At 71.0% G+C, this 19,152-nt stretch carries 18 protein-coding genes, 1 tRNA gene and 1 pseudogene; 11 read left to right on the top strand and 9 right to left on the bottom strand.

Translation table 11 applies throughout. The features are described from left to right. Positions 1–154 precede the first annotated feature (154 nt). Positions 155–826: an HAD family acid phosphatase gene (locus tag OG332_RS11850; protein WP_327413419.1), complete on the bottom strand. Its 672-nt coding sequence runs from the start codon at positions 824–826 to the stop codon at positions 155–157. A gap of 133 nt (positions 827–959) precedes the next feature. Continuing rightward, a complete protein-coding gene (locus tag OG332_RS11845) occupies positions 960–1,886 on the bottom strand; it encodes a hypothetical protein (RefSeq protein WP_327413418.1) in 927 nt (308 codons plus the stop codon). 173 nt (positions 1,887–2,059) lie between these two features. Between OG332_RS11845 and OG332_RS11840 the strand changes: the two genes are divergently transcribed. Both OG332_RS11840 and OG332_RS11835 read left to right on the top strand, forming a co-directional pair. Then, positions 2,060–2,812 carry a S1 family peptidase gene (locus tag OG332_RS11840; RefSeq protein ID WP_442816345.1) on the top strand — a complete coding sequence of 251 codons (753 nt, stop codon included), beginning with the start codon at positions 2,060–2,062 and terminating at the stop codon, positions 2,810–2,812. A gap of 241 nt (positions 2,813–3,053) precedes the next feature. Next, positions 3,054–3,670: pseudogene (locus tag OG332_RS11835) on the top strand (response regulator). A 133-nt stretch (positions 3,671–3,803) separates the two neighbouring features. Here OG332_RS11835 and OG332_RS11830 read toward each other — a convergent pair. Next, a complete protein-coding gene (locus OG332_RS11830) occupies positions 3,804–4,166 on the bottom strand; it encodes a winged helix-turn-helix domain-containing protein (protein ID WP_327413416.1) in 363 nt (120 codons plus the stop codon). Then, complete coding sequence (locus OG332_RS11825) at positions 4,163–4,585, bottom strand: hypothetical protein (RefSeq protein ID WP_327413415.1); 423 nt, start codon at positions 4,583–4,585, stop codon at positions 4,163–4,165. Before OG332_RS11825 ends, OG332_RS11830 begins: the two co-directional genes overlap by 4 nt. Before the next feature lie 282 nt (positions 4,586–4,867). Here OG332_RS11825 and OG332_RS11820 point away from each other — a divergent pair, with 282 nt between their 5' ends. The 5 genes from OG332_RS11820 to OG332_RS11800 all read left to right on the top strand — a co-directional run bounded on the left by OG332_RS11820 (position 4,868) and on the right by OG332_RS11800 (position 11,653). Next, entirely contained in the window at positions 4,868–5,233 is a 366-nt protein-coding gene (locus tag OG332_RS11820; RefSeq protein ID WP_234323432.1) for a chorismate mutase, read from the top strand. A 93-nt stretch (positions 5,234–5,326) separates the two neighbouring features. Next, the gene (gene pepN / locus OG332_RS11815) at positions 5,327–7,867 is read left to right on the top strand and encodes an aminopeptidase N (RefSeq protein WP_327413414.1); all 2,541 of its coding nucleotides are present in this window, start codon (positions 5,327–5,329) and stop codon (positions 7,865–7,867) included. A gap of 349 nt (positions 7,868–8,216) precedes the next feature. Continuing rightward, complete coding sequence (locus OG332_RS11810) at positions 8,217–9,617, top strand: pyridoxal phosphate-dependent decarboxylase family protein (RefSeq protein WP_327413413.1); 1,401 nt, start codon at positions 8,217–8,219, stop codon at positions 9,615–9,617. Beyond that, positions 9,614–11,023: a lysine N(6)-hydroxylase/L-ornithine N(5)-oxygenase family protein gene (locus tag OG332_RS11805; RefSeq protein WP_327413412.1), complete on the top strand. Its 1,410-nt coding sequence runs from the start codon at positions 9,614–9,616 to the stop codon at positions 11,021–11,023. Before OG332_RS11810 ends, OG332_RS11805 begins: the two co-directional genes overlap by 4 nt. A gap of 48 nt (positions 11,024–11,071) precedes the next feature. Beyond that, positions 11,072–11,653: a DUF1963 domain-containing protein gene (locus tag OG332_RS11800; protein ID WP_327413411.1), complete on the top strand. Its 582-nt coding sequence runs from the start codon at positions 11,072–11,074 to the stop codon at positions 11,651–11,653. A gap of 88 nt (positions 11,654–11,741) precedes the next feature. Here the strand turns inward: OG332_RS11800 and OG332_RS11795 are convergent, their stop codons facing one another. Next, complete coding sequence (locus OG332_RS11795; protein WP_327413410.1) at positions 11,742–13,544, bottom strand: bifunctional metallophosphatase/5'-nucleotidase; 1,803 nt, start codon at positions 13,542–13,544, stop codon at positions 11,742–11,744. Between the two features lie 128 nt (positions 13,545–13,672). On the opposite strand from OG332_RS11795, the gene OG332_RS11790 reads away from it, so the two are divergent. Both OG332_RS11790 and pyk read left to right on the top strand, forming a co-directional pair. Beyond that, positions 13,673–14,374, top strand: a complete 702-nt coding sequence (locus OG332_RS11790; RefSeq protein WP_327413409.1) for an SIMPL domain-containing protein — start codon at positions 13,673–13,675, stop codon at positions 14,372–14,374. Between the two features lie 146 nt (positions 14,375–14,520). Further along, entirely contained in the window at positions 14,521–15,948 is a 1,428-nt protein-coding gene (gene pyk, locus OG332_RS11785) for a pyruvate kinase (RefSeq protein ID WP_327413408.1), read from the top strand. Between the two features lie 99 nt (positions 15,949–16,047). On the opposite strand, the gene OG332_RS11780 is transcribed toward pyk, so the two are convergent. After that, on the bottom strand, positions 16,048–16,299 hold the full coding sequence (locus OG332_RS11780; RefSeq protein ID WP_327413407.1) for an EF-hand domain-containing protein: 252 nt from the start codon (positions 16,297–16,299) through the stop codon (positions 16,048–16,050). A 64-nt stretch (positions 16,300–16,363) separates the two neighbouring features. Between OG332_RS11780 and OG332_RS11775 the strand changes: the two genes are divergently transcribed. After that, a complete protein-coding gene (locus OG332_RS11775) occupies positions 16,364–16,819 on the top strand; it encodes a MarR family winged helix-turn-helix transcriptional regulator (RefSeq protein ID WP_327413406.1) in 456 nt (151 codons plus the stop codon). A gap of 13 nt (positions 16,820–16,832) precedes the next feature. Here the strand turns inward: OG332_RS11775 and OG332_RS11770 are convergent, their stop codons facing one another. The 3 genes from OG332_RS11770 to OG332_RS11760 form a co-directional block, all read right to left on the bottom strand. Continuing rightward, positions 16,833–17,363, bottom strand: coding sequence for a GNAT family N-acetyltransferase (locus OG332_RS11770; protein ID WP_327413405.1), 531 nt, complete (start codon positions 17,361–17,363; stop codon positions 16,833–16,835). A 30-nt stretch (positions 17,364–17,393) separates the two neighbouring features. Then, positions 17,394–18,170 carry a helix-turn-helix domain-containing protein gene (locus tag OG332_RS11765; RefSeq protein WP_327419187.1) on the bottom strand — a complete coding sequence of 259 codons (777 nt, stop codon included), beginning with the start codon at positions 18,168–18,170 and terminating at the stop codon, positions 17,394–17,396. Between the two features lie 99 nt (positions 18,171–18,269). After that, a tRNA-Leu gene (locus OG332_RS11760) sits at positions 18,270–18,342 on the bottom strand. A 100-nt stretch (positions 18,343–18,442) separates the two neighbouring features. Here OG332_RS11760 and OG332_RS11755 point away from each other — a divergent pair. Continuing rightward, entirely contained in the window at positions 18,443–19,096 is a 654-nt protein-coding gene (locus tag OG332_RS11755) for an ANTAR domain-containing response regulator (protein WP_327413404.1), read from the top strand. Positions 19,097–19,152: the final 56 nt, after the last annotated feature.

Genomic DNA, 19,152 nt, shown 5'->3' with positions numbered 1-19,152 from the left:
GAGGGAACTGCTCGGCTGCGGTGATGGGCGGGACCTACCCGGGCCCGGGCGCCACGATCGGACCGGCGATGGCCTTCGGCCGGGCGGCGGTCAACGCCGTCGCCGCGACCCTCGAACCCTCGGGTGAAGAACCCTCTGGTGAAGAACCCTCGGGTCAGGACAGCTTGCCGTTGTAGTCCGGCAGCTTGACGGTGCGTTCGGCGTGACCGCCGACGAGGTCGGTCGGGCTGTTGCCGATGTTGGCGATGATCGTGTAGCCGCGGGCCTCGATCTCCGCGCGCTTCTCCGTCTTGTAGGCGCTGACCTCGTCGAACAGGTCGGGCAGGTCACGGACGTAGAGCCCCGAGACGGGGTAGCCGACCGCCTTGAGGTTGCGCTCGGTGAGGGACTGGATGATCCCCGGGCGGGCGGTGACGAAGAAGACGGCGACCCCGCGGGCGTTCGCGTACTGGGTCAGGGCCAGGACCTTGGCGATCGCCGGGGTCGGGAAGGTCCAGAACCAGTGGAAGTCCGTCTCCAGCGAGGTGTTGTCGATGTCCAGGACGAGCGCCGGCTTCTCACCGGCGGGCGAGGCGGCGATGCGCTGCTCGATGCCGGGGCGGGCCGCGTCGATGACGGCGGCCACGTCCCGCTGCCAGGTGGCGTAGTCGATGCCGAGGATCGCGGCGTTGCCGCCGGGCGCGGAGGCGGACACGGAGACGGCGGCGGGCGCGGCGGCGGGGGCGGCCTGGGCGGCGGTGGCCGGAACCAGCGTCATGACGGTGGCTGCTGCGGCCACGCCGACGGCGGCGGTACGGGACATACGGGTGCGGCGGGTGCTGCGCATGGGGGGCGCTCCTCGGTCACGAATTGACGTGTACGCGACCAGAGTTGGCGAGATCCGCCCCCATGTCTACTGGCCGGTAAGAAACTTTTCGTGGCCGACCGGTGAATGAAGATCGTCCGGATGCCCCCTGTTGCTAGGTGTCGCAGTCGAGAACGGTGCGGCACAGACCGCACCGGGCCCGGAGTCGCCCGCGCACCGGCAGTCGCAGCCCCTGCCCGCACACAGGGCAGGGGAAGCTCACCCGCAGTCCGGGTCCGGGGTGGGAGTCCTCGCGCTCGAAGCGGTACCCCGGCCCGTCGGCCGACGAGTCCGCCGATCCGCCCGCCGGGGTGGGCCCGGTGCGCCGCGCCTTCGCGTACCGCCGCCGCGCCAGCGCGCCCGCGGCCGCCAACGGGGGCCGGCGGTGGTCCCGCTCGGCCAGCGCGCGCCCGCGCACGTACGCCTCATACGCCTGCGGGCTGGTGAACAGGGTGGAGGGGTCCTCGCCGAACAGGGCGGCCCGTTTGGCGAGGACGTAGCCGAACTCCTCCGGGGTGAGGTAGCCGAACTTCTGGTGGGTGAGCGCGTCCTCGCGGTAGGCGTCGAGCAGCAGCCAGCCCGCCCCGAGGTAGACGGCGGCGGTGTCGGTGAGGATCTCGTTCTCCTCGGTGCCGGGGAAGCGCAGGTCCAGCCGGTGCAGCAGGACGTGGGCGACCTCGTGGGACAGGGCCGCCGCCAGGTCCCGGCGATGGGTGCGGAAGCGGTCACTGACCTCGACGAAGTACTCGGGGCCCGCGGCCGGTTCCACGGTGGCCGCCTGCTCCATCGGCCGGAAGGCGACCACCACGCGCGCATCGGGCAGCCGGAGCGCGCGCACCATCGCCGAGGCCACCCGCTGCGCACCCAGGTGCAGGTCGTCGGCGGCGTCGAAGGCGGCGTCGGCGGGCGCGAAGCTCGTGTCGTAAGCGCGGATGCCGTCGGCCGACAACCGCCGGAAGAGCGCGGTGATCGAGGCCCGCACCGTCGCCAGATGTGGAAATCCGTGCTCGATCGGCCCGCCCGGCCCGCCCTTCTGCGTCACCGCGCCCCCTCCGCCGCAATCCCTGTCGCTCGAACGGATGACTGGCCGAAAATGCGTTCTTGATGGCGCCCGCACCTCTGATGTGTCATGGACCCGTCATTCACCCAATGGCACGCACGGCCCAACCCCCCACGAAAGGCAGTGTGTTGACTGTGACCACCCTTGTGCAGTTCATGAAGCGCAGCCTCGCAGTCGGAGCGGTCGCCCTCGCGGCCGTCAGCCTCCAGCCCGGCTCGGCCTCCGCCGGCACGGCCCCCGTCGTCGGCGGCACGCGCGCCGCCCAGGGCGAGTTCCCCTTCATGGTGCGCCTCTCGATGGGCTGCGGCGGCGCCCTCTACACCCAGCAGATCGTCCTCACCGCCGCCCACTGTGTGAGCGGCTCCGGCAACAACACCTCCATCACCGCAACCGCCGGAGTCGTCGACCTCAACAGCTCCAGCGCCATCAAGGTCAAGTCCACCAAGGTCCTGCGCGCCCCCGGCTACAACGGCAGCGGCAAGGACTGGGCCCTGATCAAGCTCGCCAAGCCCATCAACCTGCCCACCCTCAAGATCGCCGAGACCAAGCAGTACGACAACGGCACCTTCACCGTCGCGGGCTGGGGCGCCACCCGCGAGGGCGGCGGCCAGCAGCGCTACCTCATGAAGGCCAACGTCCCGTTCGTCTCCGACGCCAGCTGCCAGGCCTCGTACGGCAGCTCCCTCATCCCGGCCGAGGAGATCTGCGCCGGCTTCGACCAGGGCGGCGTCGACACCTGCCAGGGCGACTCCGGCGGCCCGATGTTCCGCCGCGACAACAACAACGCCTGGATCCAGGTCGGGATAGTCAGCTGGGGCGAAGGCTGCGCCCGCCCCGACTACCCCGGCGTCTACACCGAGGTCTCCACCTTCGCCGCCGCGATCAAGAGCGCCGCGGCGAGCATGTAGCACCCCCTCGTCCTTCCGGCCGGGCACGAACGCCGCGAACCGGCCGGAAGGGCGAGGCGCCCCGGCCGGCCCGTCCGCAGGGTCGGCTGGAGCACCGCACGAGCCACCCGGCGGTCCGCCGTGCGGTTGCGGGCCGACGCGCGCACCGGCCCCATGGGAAGCGACCGGAGGCGGCAGCGGCGGGCGAGAGCGGGGCAGGTGGCGCAGGGCGATCAGGGTGGTCATCGCGGACGACCAGGACATGGTCAGAACCGGATTCCGGATGATCCTCGAAAGCCGGCCGGACATCGAGGTCGTCGCCGACGTCGTCGACGGCGAGGCGGCCCTCGCCGCCGTGGCCGAGCACCGCCCCGACGTCCTCCTCCTCGACATCCGCATGCCGAAGACGGACGGCCTCGAAGTCACCCGGCGCCTGTCCGGCAGCGACACCCCACACATCGTCATCGTCACCACCTTCGACCTCGACGAGTACGTCCACGCGGCGCTCCACGGCGGAGCATCCGGCTTCCTCCTGAAGGACGCCAGCCCGGCCATGCTGGTTGAGGCGGTCCGCGCGGCAGCCGTCGGCGACTCCCTCGTCTCGCCCGCCATCACGGTGCGGCTGCTGCGCGAAATGACCCGCGGACCCCGGCCTCCCAGGCCCGCCGCCCCGCCGAACCCCTGACGGAACGCGGACGCGAGGTCGTCCGCTGCCTCGCGCGCGGTCTGACCAACGCCGAGATCGCCGCGGAACTCTTCGTCTCCCTGTCCACCGTCAAAACCCACCTGGCCAACGTCCAGGCGAAACTCGACGCCCGCAACCGCGTCGAAATCGCCGCCTGGGCCTGGGAAAGCGGCCTGGCCGCCACCACGGCGTGACGCCGCACCCCCAGCAGCCCGAGCCGCCCCGACCAGGGCCTCCGGCCGCCCTGTGCACGCCCCGGCCCCGGCCCCGGCGCGCGTCCGGCCCGGCCCCCCGGCTCCGCATGAGCGGCGCAGCCCCCGGCACGGTCTAGCCCAGTGCGATCGCCCGCAGCGCGGCCAAGTGGCGCTCGTACACGGTCCGGCCCTCGGGGGTCAGCGAGAGCCAGGTGCGCGGTCGGCGCCCCACGCGGCCCTTGCGGACCGCCACCCAGCCCGCCTCCTCCAGCGCCGCGACCTGCTTGGACAGCGCCGAGTCCGTGACCTCCACCAGGTCCCGTACGAAACCGAACTCGGCCTTGTCCAGCGGAACCAGCGCCGCCACCACCGAGAGCCGTACGGGCGCGTTGAGCAGCGGCGCCAGGTCGTGCCGCGGATGACCGGCCCGCTTCGCCTCCGCCGTCCCGGCCGGGCCCTCAGCCCCCGCTGCGCCCGTGGTCTCCCCGCCCGTCATGCCGCACCCCGCATCTCGGTCCACGCGCCGAGCGCGAGCGGCAGCGCACACGCCAGCGCGGCCCCCGCCGCGAACGGCACGCTGCGGCCGAACACCGTGGTGCCGAGGAGGACCATCAGGGCGAAGACCGTCGCCCAGGACCCGATCAGCAGCCCGTGCTTCACTCCGAAGCCCCGGCGCACGACGCGCTGCCGCGCCGCGTACACGCTGAGCCCGCTGACGAGCAGCACGTTGATCACCGCCATCACCGTCACCGCGACCGGACCGCGCCTCAGCACGGCCATCGGTACGAGCACCAGCTGCCCGGCGGCGAACGCCCACAGGTAGCGCGCGTACCAGCCGCTCCGCGCCCGGGCCGCCTTCTCCATTCCGGCCGCCCGGCCCAACGCCCCGGCCGCCGCCACCGTCGCCTCGTTCATGCTTCCCCCTCGTTCGAACACGGATGAACATCCCATCGGTCAATTTCCAATATGACGAGTACTTTCCATCTTGGCAAGTATGCGGCGCCCGGGAATGCCGACGGCCGAAGCCACCCCCGAAGCACGGCCCGAAGCACCCCCCAAAAAAAGCACCCCCCAAGCCCCCCGAAGCACAGCCCGAAGCACCGCCCGGACGCCCGCGCCCCGCCCCGAGGCCCGCCCCCGTCTCACAGGCCGACTGCCCGGAGACTCACCGGCCGCCGCCACGTATTCTCGGGAACCATGAACATCAGCGACCTCGACAACGGCGCGGGCCCGGGCGCGGGCACCGGCAAGGGCGCCGCCGGCGGCATCGACGAGAGCGTCACCGCCGAACTCGCCCGCCTGCGGGACAGCATCGACAACATCGACGCGGCCGTGGTCCACATGCTCGCCGAACGCTTCAAGTGCACCCAGCAGGTCGGCCACCTCAAGGCCCGGCACCAGCTGCCGCCCGCCGACCCGGGCCGCGAGGCCAGCCAGATCGCCCGGCTGCGCCAGCTCGCCGAGAACGCCAAACTCGACCCCGCCTTCGCCGAGAAGCTCCTCAACTTCATCATCGCCGAGGTCATCCGCCACCACGAGACGATCGCCGCGGGCGAGGAGTAGCCGCTCGGGAGCCGCGGACCGGAGCAGTCGCCGCGCAGCGGAAGAGGGAAACGGAAGATCGAGCTCCGTCGCCCGCTGGGGCAGCATGGCCCCATGTCCGCACTGACGCGCAACGAAGCGCAGCTCCGAGCCCGGCTCCTCGACGTCCACCACTACGCCGTCACCCTCGACCTCACCGGCGACGACGGCGAAACCTTCGACTCGACCACCGTCATCCGGTTCGCCGCCCGCACCGCCGGAGACACCTTCGTCGAGCTGAAGCCGGTGGAGCTGCGCTCCGTCACCCTCGACGGGCGCCCCCTCGACCCGGCCGCCCTCGACGACAACCGCCTCCCGCTCACCGGCCTCACCCAGGGCCCCCACGAGCTGCAGCTCGACACGCGCATGCGCTACTCCCGCACCGGCGAGGGCCTGCACCGCTTCACCGACCCCGCGGACGGGGAAACGTACGTCTACAGCCAGATGTTCATGGACGACGTCCAGCGCGTCTTCCCGGCCTTCGACCAGCCCGACCTCAAGGCCGTCTTCGAGTTCACCGTCACCGCCCCCGCCCACTGGACCGTCCTCGCCAACGGCATCACCACCCGCACCGGCGACCGCACGGGACATCCGTCCGGCGCCGGCGCCGGCATCTGGACCTCCGCCCCGACGCCCCTCATCTCCACCTACCTCGCCGCCGTCGCCGCCGGCCCCTGGCACAGCGTGACGACCGAACACGCCGGACTGCCCTTCGGCATCCACTGCCGCCAGTCCCTCGCACCCCACATGGACGCCGACGCCGAGGAAATCCTCTCCATCACCAAGGACTGCTTCGACCGGTACCAGGAGAAGTTCACCGAGCCCTACCCCTTCGACTCCTACGACCAGGCCTTCGTACCCGAGTTCAACGCCGGCGCCATGGAGAACCCCGGACTCGTCACCTTCCGCGACGAGTTCATCTACCGCTCCGCCGTCACCGACACCGAACGCCAGTCCCGGGCCATGGTCATCGCCCACGAGATGGCCCACATGTGGTTCGGCGACCTCGTCACCCTCGCCTGGTTCGACGACATCTGGCTCAACGAGTCCTTCGCCGAGTACATGGGCTACCAGACCCTCACCGAAGCCACCCGCTTCACCGACACCTGGACCGACTTCGGCGTCACCCGCAAGCCCTGGGGCTACGACGCCGACCAGCGGCCCTCCACCCACCCCGTCGCCCCCGCCCCCGACGACGTCCCCGACACCGCCTCCGCCCTCCTCAACTTCGACGGCATCTCCTACGCCAAGGGCGCCTCCGCCCTGCGCCAGCTCGTCGCATGGCTCGGCGAGAAGGACTTCCTGGCCGGCATCAACACCCACTTCGCCCGCCACAAGTTCGCCAACGCCTCCCTCGCCGACTTCATCGACTCCCTCGCCGCCCACACCGAACGCGACGTCCGCGCCTGGGCCGACATCTGGCTGCGCACCACCGGCATCGACACCCTCGTCCCGCGCATCGAGGAAGCCCCCCACGGCGCCGACGGAGCCGCCGGCTGGACCCTGACCGTCGACCGCCACGGCAGCCGCCCGCACCACATCGCCGTCGGCATCTACGACCGCGCCCCCGCCGACGGCCGCACCCTGGAACCCCGCGAACACCTCGCCCTCGACATCCCCTCCGACGAGGTCGTCTCGGTGAGCGGCCCCCGCCCCGCGCTGCTCCTCCTCAACGACGGAGACCTCACCTACGCCAAGGTCCGGCTCGACGAGACCTCCCTCGAAACGGTCCTGCGCGGCCTGTGCGCCATCCCCGACGCCCTCACCCGCGCCGTCGTCTGGAACGCCCTGCGCGACATGGTCCGCGACGGCGAACTGGCCCCGCAGGACTACCTGCTGACCGCCGAAGCGCACCTGCCCGAGGAACACGACCTGGCCATCGTCCAGGGCGTCCTCTCCTTCGCCCGCACCCAGGTCGCCGTGCGCTACGTCGCCCCCGAAGACCGGACCGACGCCCTGGCCACCCTCACCACCACCGCCCGCGACCTGCTGCGGCGCACCGAGGACGGCTCCGAGCCCGGCATGCGGCTCAGCGCCGTACGCGTCCTCATCGACAGCGCCACCCAGCCCGACACCATCGCCGCCTGGCTCGCCGACGGCACCGTCCCCGGCGGCCCCGCACTCGACCCCGAGCTGCGCTGGCGCATCCTCGCCCGCCTCGCCGTCCTCGGCGCCGTCGAGGAGAGCGACATCGACGCCGCCCTCGCCGCCGACCCCAGCGCCACCGGCCAGGAAGGCGCCGCCCGCTGCCGCGCCGCACTCCCCACGGCGCAGGCCAAGGCCGCCGCCTGGGACCGGCTCTTCCACGACGACAGCCTGTCCAACTACCTGTTCAGCGCCACCGCCCAGGGCTTCTGGCAGCCCGAACAGGCCGACCTGGTCGCGGAGTACGTCACCCGCTACTACCCCGAGGCCGTCGCCCTCGGCGCCCGCCGCGGCCCCGCCATCGGCGAAGCAGCCGGCCGCTACGCCTTCCCCGCCTACGCCATCGACGAGGCCAACCTCCAGGCCGGCCACGCCTGCCTCGCCGACCCGGACATCCTCCCGCTCCTGCGCCGCAAACTCGTGGACCAGCTCGACGACCTCGCCCGCGCCCTCCGCGTCCGCACCGCCTGACCAGCCTCACCCACCCCTGTGCGGGTCCTAGGGCGCCGGCGCCCACCCGGCCCTCCTGGGCCGGGTGGATCCGCTCTGCACCCTCCCCCCCCAGACCCCGTCCGGGAGACCCCCGCGCCCCAAGCGCCGGCGGGGCTGAAAGATCCAGCCCCTCCGGCGTTCGAGGAGCGGGGTCCGGGGCGGAGCCCCGGTTCTTTGAGCCCCGGCGGCGATTGAGGCACGGGTCCCGGCAGGCAGCGGCACACCGACCGGAAACTCCGGACAAACCCTGGCGGTTACCCCATTCGGGTCTGATCGTTGTACTGGCAGGGTGCCCCGCCCCGCACCCCTCCCAGCCCCGGAGGACCCGATGACCGCGCCGCCCGGCACAGGCACAGGCACACCGCCCCCGCTCGCCGGCGGAGCCAACGGCCCCGCGGCCCTGCGGCCCCTCCTCGACACCGTCCTCGAAGCCCTGGCCGCCGGAGCCCGGGACCGCGGCGGGCCACTGCCCGCCGGCGGCCCGAGCGCCCAGGCCGCCCGCGTCCGGGCCGCACTCGGCGACGTACTCCCCGCACACGGAACCGGCGACCACGAGGCGCTCCGCACCCTCGTCCACACCCTCGCCGCAGGCGCCGCCGACCCCGCCGACCCCCTCTGCGCGGCCCACCTGCACTGCCCCCCGCTCGCCGTCGCGGCCGCCGCCGACCTCGCCGCCAGCGCCCTCAACCCCTCCCTCGACTCCTGGGACCAGGCGCCCGCCGCCTCCGCCGTCGAAGCCCTCCTCACCCGCACCCTCGCCGCCGAGTTCTACGACACCCCCCACGCCGACGCCCTCGTCACCACCGGCGGCACCGAAGCCAACCAGCTCGCCCTGCTCCTCGCCCGCGAACGCCACGGCCCCGCCCTGACCGTCCTGCACGGAGCCAACGCCCACCACTCCGTCCCGCGCGCCGCCTGGCTCCTCGGCCTCCCCCCGGCCACCGAACTCCCCACCCCCGCCGGCGTCCTCGACCCCGCCCGCCTCGCCCAAGCCCTCGCCGCCGCACCCGGCCCCACCCTCGTCACCGCCACCGCCGGCACCACCGACGCCGGACTCGTCGACCCCCTCCACCCCATCGCCGACCTCTGCGACCGGTACGACGCCGACCTCCACATCGACGCCGCGTACGGCGGCCTCCTCGCCCTCAGCCCCCGCCACCGCGACAAACTCGCCGGACTCGGCCGCGCCCACTCCCTCACCATCGACCTGCACAAACTCGGCTGGCAGCCCGTCGCCGCAGGACTCCTCGCCGTGCCGGACACAGCCCTGCTCGCCCCCCTCGCCCACCAGGCCGACTACCTCAACGCCACCGACGACACCGAAGCCGGCCTCCCCGACCTCCTCGGCCGCTCCCTGCGCACCACCCGGCGCCCCGACGCCCTCAAGATCGCCACCACCCTGCGCTCACTGGGCCGCGACGGCCTCGCCCGCCTCATCGACCGCACCTGCGAACTCGCCCAGGACCTCGCCGCACTCCTCGACGCCCACCCCGGCTTCGAACTCCACTCGGCCCCCACCATCAGCACCGTCCTCTTCCGGCCCACCCACGCCGACGACGACCAGCTCGCCACCCTGCGCCGCACCCTCCTGCACGAAGGCCGCGCCGTCCTCGGCCGCACCCACGCCGACGGCCGCCTGTGGCTCAAAGCCACCCTGCTGAACCCGCACACCACCGCGGGGGACCTGGACACCCTCATCGCCCTCCTGGAAGGCAGCACCCACCGATGACCGCCCAGCTCGATGCCCCCCACGACCTCGTCGGAATCGGCATCGGCCCCTTCAACCTGTCCCTCGCGGCCCTCGCCCACGGCCTGCCGCAACAAGGCGCGGGCGAACTCGCCACCGCCTTCTACGACCAGCGCCGCGACTTCCGCTGGCACCCGGGACTCCTCATCGAAGGCGCCACCCTCCAAGTCCCGTTCCTCGCCGACCTCGTCACCCTCGCCGACCCCACCAGCCCCTGGAGCTTCCTCAGCTACCTCAAGCACAAGGAACGGCTCTTCCCCTTCTACTTCGCCGAGCAGTTCCACATCCACCGCGCCGAATACGACGCCTACTGCCGCTGGGTCGCCGGCCGCGTCCCCGGACTCCACTTCGGCCACCAGGTCGACGCCGTCCGCTGGAACCCCGAACGCGACCTCTTCGAAGTCGACTTCACCCAGCTCGACGCCGGCGGCGAAGCCGAAGCCCTCGGCCGCACCTACACCCGCCACCTCACCCTCGGCATCGGCACCGCCCCCTACATCCCCGAACCCCTGCGCCCCCTCGCCGAAGCCCCCACCGTCCCCGTCATCCACTCCGCCGACTACCTCGACAACCGCCAGCGCATCCTCGGCGCCGACCACGTCACCGTCATCGGATCGGGCCAGTCCGGCGCCGAAGTCTTCCTCGACCTCCTCCGCGCCCGCCCCGCCGGCCGCGAACGCCTCACCTGGCTCGCCCGGACCCCCTCCTTCGCCCCCATGGAGTACTCGAAGCTCGGCCTCGAACACTTCACCCCCGACTACACCCGCTACTTCCACTCCCTCCCCGAACCCGTACGCAACCAGCTCGTCCCCGCCCAATGGCAACTCCACAAGGGCATCGACGCCGACACCATCGCCGCCATCCACGCGGAGCTCTACCGCCGCACCCTCCACGGCGGCTGGCCCGACGCCGTCCTCACCCCCGGCGTCAGCGTCCGCACCGCCGGCCGCGTCGCCACCGCCAAAGTCGAACTCCACCTCGAACACGTCGAGCAGGGCACCCGCTCCCGCCTCACCACCGACGCCGTCATCCTCGCCACCGGCTACCAGGAACGCCCCCACAGCGGCCTCCTCGCAGGCCTCGACCCCTACCTGCGCAAGGACTCCGCCGGACGCCCCCGCATCGACGACCGCTACCGGATGATCCTCGACCCCGCCGTCACCGGCAGCATCTTCGTCCAGAACGGCGAACGCCACACCCACGGAGTCGGAGCCCCCGACCTCGGCCTCGCCGCCTGGCGCAGCGCCGCCATCCTGAACACCCTCACCGGCAAGGACCCCTACCCCCAGCCCGCGCGAACCGCCTTCACCACCTTCGGCCTCGAACAACGCGAGCACACCCGCCCCCGACCCGCAGGCGACCTGCTCCCGCTCGTCGACCACCCCTGACCGACCCCACCACCCAGCCCGCCGCACCGCCGCGCATACATTCCCGGCATGACGACGCTCCTCCTCGACGGCGGGCCGGTCGCCCCGGACGCCCCGGTCACCCGCACCGGCGGCACACCCCTGGCCCCCGCCGGCACCGCATGGCCGACCTGCGCCCCATGCGCCGCACCCCTGCAGTTCCTCGCCCAGATCCACCTCGGCGACCTCCCCGGCCACACCCCGGGCGTACTGGCCCTCTTCATGTGCGCGAACCGCCCCGGCCAGTGCGAACAATGGAGCCCCACCGCAGGCGGCAACCTCGCCCTGCTGCTCCCCGCCGACCGCCTGGAACCCGTACGGGCCCCCGGCGAGGCGGACCAGGACCTCCTCCGACTCGGAGCCGTCCGCGCCGCCGTACCCGCCCGCACGGCACCCGCCACCGCGACGATCCTGGGCCGGCTCGGCGGCACCCCCGACTGGCTCCAGTACGACGAGACGCCCGACTGCCCCGCCTGCGCACGGCCGATGGACTTCGCCGCCGAACTGACGGAAGGCCCCGACCCCGCCACCGCCATGAACTTCGGCTCCGGCCGCGCCTACGCCCACACCTGCACCCCCTGCGCCCGCGCGACACTCCTCTGGCAGTGCTGACCCCCCACCCGACAGCCGCGGCCCGGCCCCACGCACAGCGGCCGGGACCCCGCCACAGCAGGACCCGGCCGCACGACCCGCGAACGGACTAGAACACCGGCACGCCGGCCCGCGTCAACCGCCAGTCCACCGAAGCGAACTGCGCCGGGTCGATCGTCCCCTTCGCCTTCACCCACTGGATGATCGTGTTACGGATCTCGTCGGAATTCGACCACAGCTGCTTGGCCTGCGGCACGTGCGGGAAGTTCCCCCCACCCGAGGCCCGGTAGTTGTTCACCGCGAACACGAACTGCGCCGCCGGATCCACCGCCTTCCCCTGGAAGGCCAGCCCCGTGATCCGCGAACCCGCCGGCTGCGCGATGTCGATGTCGTACGCCAGCCCGTACACGGCGTCGTAGTTGTAGTCCGGAATGCTCTCGGCGTTCGTCAGCTTCGCCGGATCCACCGCATCACCCGGCGCCGTCCGCACGAAGTACCGCGCCGAGTACTCCAAGTAGTCCTTCAGCTGCGCACCCGTCAGCAGCCGTGCCTCCATCGTGTTCTCGAACGGGTACAGACCCGCCGCGTCCCTGATCGTCACCTGGCCCGCCGGGATCGCCGCCGTCCGCGAGAAGCACGAAGCCTGCGACAGCACCGGAAGCGCCGCCCACTCCGTACCCGCCAGCGCCGCCTTCACCGTCTCCGCCTGCACGTGGTTGATCAGATCGATGATCGCCACGTCCTTGACCGGCCCCTCCGCCGAGGACATCGCCTGCGTGGACGTACCGATCACCTGGTTCACGTACGCCACGACCTTGCGGTGCTCGTCCGACAGCAGCCCCGTGATCTTCGGGTCCTCGGCGACCACGTTCGAGTTCAGCACCTTCGCCGCGACCTTCGCCACCGACCAGCGGCCCTTCTCCCACACCAGCTCGAAGTCGAACAGCGTCAGCCGCTGCCCCCACTTCAGCGGCTCCGACAACACCACGTCCTTGCCGGTCGCCTTGTTCTTCACCCGGTACTCGGGAATCTCCGTGTGCGCATGCCCCACCAGGATCGCGTCGATCCCCGGCACCTGCTCCGCCACCAGCCCCGCCGCGTTCTCGATGTGGGGCAGCTGGTCCCCGTACGAGGACGTCCCGCTCGACCCCGAGTGCGCCGACACGATCACCACGTCGGCGCCCATCGAACGGAGCTTGGGCACGTACTTCGCCGCCTGCTCCTCCAGCCCCGGGAACGTCATCCTGCCCTGCACATTGGCCTTGTCCCAGATCGCGATCCCCGGGTTCGTCAGCCCCAGCACCGCCACCTTCACATCCCGCCCGCAGGGCGTCCGCAGCCGGTGCACGCTGTACGGCGGGAACGCCGGCCGCAGCGTCTTCGCGTCCAGGGCGTTCGCCCCCAGCAGCGGGAAGTCGCACTGCTCCTCGAACTTGCGCAGCACCGGTATCCCGTAATTGAACTCGTGGTTCCCCAGCGCCGCCGCGTCGTACCCGATCGCGTTCATCGCCTGCGCCATCGGATGCACCGGACCGCGCCGGGCCGTGATCGGGTCCACCTTGGCGTAGTAGTAGGACAGCTGCGTGCCCTGGATCGTGTCACCGGCATCGATCAGCAGCGTGTTGCGCCGCCCCTTCTCCGCCCGCACCTGGTTCACCAGCGTGGAGATCTTCGCCAGGCCGACGTCGTTGTGCGCCTTGTCGTCGAACTCCTTGTCCGTGAAGTAGTCCCAGTTGAAGACGTTCCCGTGCAAGTCGGTCGTGCCCATCACCGTGAACGCGTACGTCCGCGACGCCGGGCCCCTCACATCCTGCTGCTGTGCGGCGGCCGGGGTGCTCGTGGCCCCCGCCAACGCAACGGCCGCACCTGTCGCGGCCGTGGTCCCCAGAAAAGTCCTGCGGTCGAACGCCATGCCATCTCCCCTTTTGAGGCCTGAACAACGCGCGTAGATTCTGACCCACTGGTAACAAGCAGCAACACCCCCGTCAGGTTTCGATCCGATGACCACACCCGTACGAGCGACAGTGCGAGAGTGAATCCATGACCCAGGACGCATCGCACCAGCCCTACGGCACCCCCGAAGTACCCCGCGTCGCAGTCCGCGGCGAAGCCCGCATCGAAGTCGACCCCGAGATCGCCCGCATCGGCATCACCGTCAGCGCCCGCGGCACCGACCGGCGCACCGCCCTCGAAGACCTCACCCGGCGCAACAACACCGTCCTCGACCTCATCAAGAGCTACGGCGACCCCGTCGAAAAACTCGAAACCGGCTCGTTCTCCATCACCCCCGAACTCACCCGCCACGGCCGCGCCGAACGCATCCGCGCCTACCACGGCCGCGTGCACATCACCGCCGAACTGAGCGACTTCACCACCCTCGGCGAACTCACCACCCGCCTCGCCGACCTCGAACTCACCCAGGTCGACGGCCCCTGGTGGGCCCTGCGCCCCACCTCGCCCGCCCACGGCCAGGCCCGCCGCCAAGCCGTGCTCGAAGCCGTCCAGCGCGCCCGCGAATACGCCGAAGCCCTCGGCGCCCGCCTCGCCGCCCTCGTCGAACTCGCCGACCTCGGCGCCGAAAACGCCAACCCCTTCCCCGCCGCCCCCGGCGCCGGAATGCGCACCATGGCCTTCAGTGCCGCCGAAGACGCAGGCCCCCCGCCGCTCGACCTCGAACCGCAGCGCCAGACCGTCTACGCCCAGGTGAACGCCCGGTTCACGATGACCCCTCCGCAGCTCTGAAGAACCGACGAAAACGGGGCCCGGGGGTGCTCATCGGAGCACCCCCATGCACATTCAACAGTTGTCAACAACCTTTTGCTCAAAGGTTGTTGAGTGGACACCCGGAAGCGATTACCTACTCTCTGGTAGGGGAATACGCTCGCCTCATGCGCCGAGCGAAAATCGTATGTACCCTGGGCCCCGCCACCGACTCATACGACCAGATCAAAGCCCTGGTCGAAGCCGGAATGGACGTCGCCCGCTTCAACCTCAGCCACGGCACCTACGCCGAACACGAGGAGCGATACGAGCGCGTACGCAAGGCCTCCGACGAGACCGGCCGCAGCGTCGGCATCCTCGCCGACCTTCAAGGCCCGAAGATCCGGCTCGGCCGCTTCCGCGAAGGACCCGTACTCCTTGAACGCGGTGACGAGTTCACCATCACCGTCGAAGACCACGAAGGCGACCGCCACACCTGCGGCACCACCTACAAGGGACTCGCCACCGACGTCACCACCGGCGAGCGCATCCTCGTGGACGACGGCCGCGTCACCCTCGAAGTCACCGCGGTCGACGTCCCCCGCGTCCACACCCGCGTCGTCGAAGGCGGCATGGTCTCCGACCACAAGGGCCTCAACCTCCCCGGCGTGGCCGTCTCCGTCCCCGCCCTCTCCGAGAAGGACATCGAAGACCTCCGCTGGGCCCTGCGCATCGGCGCCGACGTCATCGCCCTCTCCTTCGTCCGCAGCGGCCGCGACATCGAAGACGTCCACCGCATCATGGACGAGGAAGACCGCCGCCTCCCGGTCATCGCCAAGATCGAAAAGCCCCAGGCCGTCGAGAACATCGACGACATCGTCGCCGCCTTCGACGGGATCATGGTCGCCCGAGGCGACCTCGGCGTCGAAATGCCCCTGGAACAGGTCCCGATCGTCCAGAAGCGGGCCATCAAGCTCGCCAAGCGCAACGCCAAGCCCGTCATCGTCGCGACCCAGATGCTCGACTCGATGATCGAGAACTCCCGGCCCACCCGCGCCGAGGCCTCCGACGTCGCCAACGCCGTCATCGACGGCACCGACGCCGTCATGCTGTCCGGCGAGACCAGCGTCGGCAAATACCCCGTCGAAACCGTGCAGACCATGTCCCGCATCGTCGAAGCCGCCGAAGAGGACATCCTCGACAAGGGCCTGCCGCCCCTGACCGACCGCAACAAGCCCCGCACCCAGGGCGGGGCCGTCGCCCGCGCGGCCGCCGAAGTGGGCGACTTCCTCGACGCCAAGTTCCTCGTCGCCTTCACCCAGAGCGGGGACACCGTCCGCCGGCTCTCCCGCTACCGCTCGCCCATCCCGCTCCTCGCCTTCACCCCCGACCCCGCCACCCGCTCCCAGCTCAACCTCACCTGGGGCGTGGAAACCTTCCTCGGCCCCCACGTCGACTCCACCGACGCCATGGTCGCCCAAGTCGAGGAAGAACTCCTGCGGATCGGCCGCTGCGTACCCGGCGACACCGTCGTCATCACCGCCGGCTCACCCCCCGGCGTCAGCGGATCCACCAACCTCGTCCGCGTCCACCACATCGGCGACGCGGTCCGCTGAACCCGCCCGCCGCGGCAGCCGCGGCAACCGCACCTCACGTACGAGACGCACCGCGTCGGGCAGCTCCCACCGGCCCGACGCGGTCACCCGCACCCGGCACTACCAGCCGAAGCGCCGGTCGACCACGGCCGTGAACTCCTCGAGGGTCAACACCTCGTCCCCGTTCGCATCAGCCGCATCGAACAGCGCCGACGACGCATCGGCGTCCCCGAGGCCCCAGAACGGCAGATCCCCGCGCGCGGCCAGCGTCGGCCCCTTCGACCGCAGGGCCGAGATCACCTCCACCCGGGTCAGTTCACCGTCCTCGTTCAGATCGAGCGCGTTGAACAGCTTCCGGGCCTTCTCACTCATCACAGAGTCCCCTCTTCGTTGTCGACCTTGACCTCAACCTAGCCTGAGCTCATACGGTCCTCACATGACGATCAAGGAATACCCCCAGGAGCAGCTCGCCGCCCAGCCCGTCGGCTACTGGACCCGCGCTGCGGCCGATCTGGTCATCGGCGGCCTCCGCGCCGCCCTCGCCGAGGAGAACCTCACCCAGCCCCACTGGTGGACCCTCAACCACGTGGCCGGCACCCCCGGGGAATGGACCCGCCCCGCCCTCACCGCGAAGCTGGCCCCGTTCGACGACCAGAACACCGACTTCGAAGCCCTCTACGCCGACCTCACCGCCCGCGGCTGGATCACGGAGGCCGACGGCCGCCTCACCCTCACCGAAGCCGGCGAGGCGGGCCGCCTCCGCGCCCACGACCGCAACGCCAAGGTCCACGCCCGCATGCGGGAGGGCATCGACGACGCCACGTACGCGGCCACCATCGACACCCTCCGCCTCCTGGTCGCCAACCTCGGCGGCAACGGCGACCTCCCCTAGAGGGGTGGGTCCGTCAGCAGACGCGCCGGGCCAGCACCTGCCCCGGCCAGTCCTCGGACAGGAAACGCTCGGTGGGGGCGAAACCGTTGCGCTCGTAGAACGCGACCAGGGCGCCTCCGCCGCCCGCCCAGCAGTCCACCCGCAACAACTCCACACCCGCCCGCCGGGTCTCCTCGGCGGCGTGGGCCAGCAGCGCCGCCCCGATCCCCCGCCCCGCGTACCGCCGGTCGGAGACCAGCAGCCGGACGTACCGTTCCGGCTCGCCGGCCGGCGCGATCGGCATCTGCGGGCTCGGCCCGGAGTCCAACACCAGGGCGCCGACCGGCACTCCGTCCAACTCCGCGACGTAGGGCGCGTTCTCGGTCGTGTACCGCTCGACCCGTGCCACCCCGCCGGGCCGCTGCGAATACGGCGTCGTGCCCCACTGCCCGGTATTGCCCCGCGCGTTCATCCAGGCCACGGCGCAGTCGAGCATCCCGAGAATGTCCACCGCGTCTGCCGGGCCGCCCGGTCTGATCCGTATGCCATGTGTCGTGTCGTTCACGGTGGCAAGCCTAGGCAGCAGTGCCGCGCCTCAGTGCTTGGGCCCGATGTGGGCGTCCATCAACGCCACGGACTCCCGTCGGGCGATGGACACGTTGAGCGGGTCGCTGCCGCGCGCGAGGATCGTCCACCGGACGCCGACCTTGGTGAGCGTGTCCGTGCACAGCTTCCGGATGTCGTCCGACTTGTTGGTGAAGAAGTACCGCGGGTACTCGTAGCGCTTGCCGTTCCGGACGGTCCAGTTGGTGACCCGACACCCGTCGGAGTGGATGAGCCCCCGGAGGAACTCCCAGGGGTGCGCGTCGACGATCTCCTGCTGCCAGCCTTCTAGGGCGATCCGCCGCTCGTGCTTCTTGCCGGGCCCGTGCTGGGGGAAGAGGCATGTCCAGTGCCAGGTGTACGACTTGACCTCGACGCAGCCCTGTCGCTGCCTTCGCCCCACTTTGGGCTGGGGCATGACGAGGTGCATGGCTTCGGCGGCGGCGTCGATGAGCCCCGGCCGCGACGCGTCGCAGAAGATGGACAGGTGGTGCTGCTTGTACTTCGAGACGATGTGGCCGTCGCCGAGATAGAGGCCCAGGAGGTAGCCGTACGCGGACCTATCAAACTTCCGGCCCGTGCACTGCGGGCAGTCGGTCGGCTGCACGTAGACCTCGCCGCGGCGTTTGCGGTCCTCGTGCCGCCACCAGCCGACAGTGCCTCGAGGGATGCCCAAATGCTCGGCCACGACTCTGTTGGTCACGCCACGGCGTAACAGAAGGACTGCTTCTTCGCGTATCGCAGGATTGTGCTCCACGTCCGGGAGCATCGCCACTATTCGTCCGGTTGGCCGCAATTCGAAGTTTCGTTCACCGTGACGAGTGAAGATCGCAGAATCTGCTTGGCGACCTTGAAATTAAAGGAGAAGTGCCCCGGGTCGGATTCGAACCGACGCTGAATGGGTTTTGAATCCATTGCCTCTACCGCTGGGCTACCGGGGCCCCTTCGAAACGAAGGATACCGAAGACCCTCCGTGTCACAAACATACAGGAGCTAGGTAGGCTCGGGGGAGCTGAATCGCCTTGCAACAAGGAGCCCCCCGTGACCGCCGAGCACGAGTCGACGCCCACGCCCGACGCCGACCAGTCGCACGTTCCGCCGCTGACGACCCGCGTCGTCATCGCCGAGGACGAGGCGCTCATCCGCCTGGACCTGAAAGAGATGCTGGAGGAGGAGGGCTACTCCGTCGTCGGCGAGGCCGGCGACGGCCAGACGGCCGTGGAGCTCGCGCGTGAGCACCGGCCGGATCTCGTCATCCTCGACGTGAAGATGCCCGTCCTGGACGGGATCTCCGCCGCCGAGAAGATCGCGGAGGAGTCCATCGCCCCCGTGCTCATGCTCACCGCGTTCTCGCAGCGCGACCTCGTCGAGCGGGCCCGGGACGCCGGGGCCATGGCGTACCTCGTGAAGCCGTTCAGCAAGAGCGACGTGGTGCCCGCCATCGAGATGGCCGTCTCCCGCTTCGCGGAGCTGCGCGCGCTGGAGAAGGAGGTCGAGGACCTCTCCCAGCGGTTGGAGACCCGCAAGCTGGTGGACCGGGCCAAGAGCATCCTGCAGACGCAGTACGGGCTCACGGAGCCGGCCGCGTTCCGCTGGATCCAGAAGTCCTCCATGGACCGCCGGATGTCCATGCAGCAGGTCGCCGAGGTGGTCATCGAGGACGCCGAGGCGAAGAAGAAGGACAGCGGCAAGTAGGAAGACCCCGCACATGCGTGAGGCCCGCCTCCCCCCGAGGGGAGGCGGGCCTCACG

The organism is Streptomyces sp. NBC_01233 (assembly GCF_035989305.1).
Lineage (GTDB): Bacteria > Actinomycetota > Actinomycetes > Streptomycetales > Streptomycetaceae > Streptomyces.
Note: the sequence above shows the minus strand (reverse complement) of the source record. Positions and strands in the feature narration are given on the sequence as shown.

Excerpts from the sequence above, each read along its gene's own strand:
- OG332_RS11850 (WP_327413419.1), bottom strand. The coding sequence starts at position 826 with ATGCGCAGCACCCGCCGCACCCGTATGTCCCGTACCGCCGCCGTCGGC.
- OG332_RS11840 (WP_442816345.1), top strand. The coding sequence starts at position 2,060 with ATGAAGCGCAGCCTCGCAGTCGGAGCGGTCGCCCTCGCGGCCGTCAGC.
- OG332_RS11830 (WP_327413416.1), bottom strand. The coding sequence starts at position 4,166 with ATGACGGGCGGGGAGACCACGGGCGCAGCGGGGGCTGAGGGCCCGGCC.
- OG332_RS11825 (WP_327413415.1), bottom strand. The coding sequence starts at position 4,585 with ATGAACGAGGCGACGGTGGCGGCGGCCGGGGCGTTGGGCCGGGCGGCC.
- OG332_RS11820 (WP_234323432.1), top strand. The coding sequence starts at position 4,868 with ATGAACATCAGCGACCTCGACAACGGCGCGGGCCCGGGCGCGGGCACC.
- pepN (WP_327413414.1), top strand. The coding sequence starts at position 5,327 with ATGTCCGCACTGACGCGCAACGAAGCGCAGCTCCGAGCCCGGCTCCTC.
- OG332_RS11810 (WP_327413413.1), top strand. The coding sequence starts at position 8,217 with ATGACCGCGCCGCCCGGCACAGGCACAGGCACACCGCCCCCGCTCGCC.
- OG332_RS11805 (WP_327413412.1), top strand. The coding sequence starts at position 9,614 with ATGACCGCCCAGCTCGATGCCCCCCACGACCTCGTCGGAATCGGCATC.
- OG332_RS11800 (WP_327413411.1), top strand. The coding sequence starts at position 11,072 with ATGACGACGCTCCTCCTCGACGGCGGGCCGGTCGCCCCGGACGCCCCG.
- OG332_RS11795 (WP_327413410.1), bottom strand. The coding sequence starts at position 13,544 with ATGGCGTTCGACCGCAGGACTTTTCTGGGGACCACGGCCGCGACAGGT.
- OG332_RS11790 (WP_327413409.1), top strand. The coding sequence starts at position 13,673 with ATGACCCAGGACGCATCGCACCAGCCCTACGGCACCCCCGAAGTACCC.
- pyk (WP_327413408.1), top strand. The coding sequence starts at position 14,521 with ATGCGCCGAGCGAAAATCGTATGTACCCTGGGCCCCGCCACCGACTCA.
- OG332_RS11780 (WP_327413407.1), bottom strand. The coding sequence starts at position 16,299 with ATGAGTGAGAAGGCCCGGAAGCTGTTCAACGCGCTCGATCTGAACGAG.
- OG332_RS11775 (WP_327413406.1), top strand. The coding sequence starts at position 16,364 with ATGACGATCAAGGAATACCCCCAGGAGCAGCTCGCCGCCCAGCCCGTC.
- OG332_RS11765 (WP_327419187.1), bottom strand. The coding sequence starts at position 18,170 with ATGCTCCCGGACGTGGAGCACAATCCTGCGATACGCGAAGAAGCAGTC.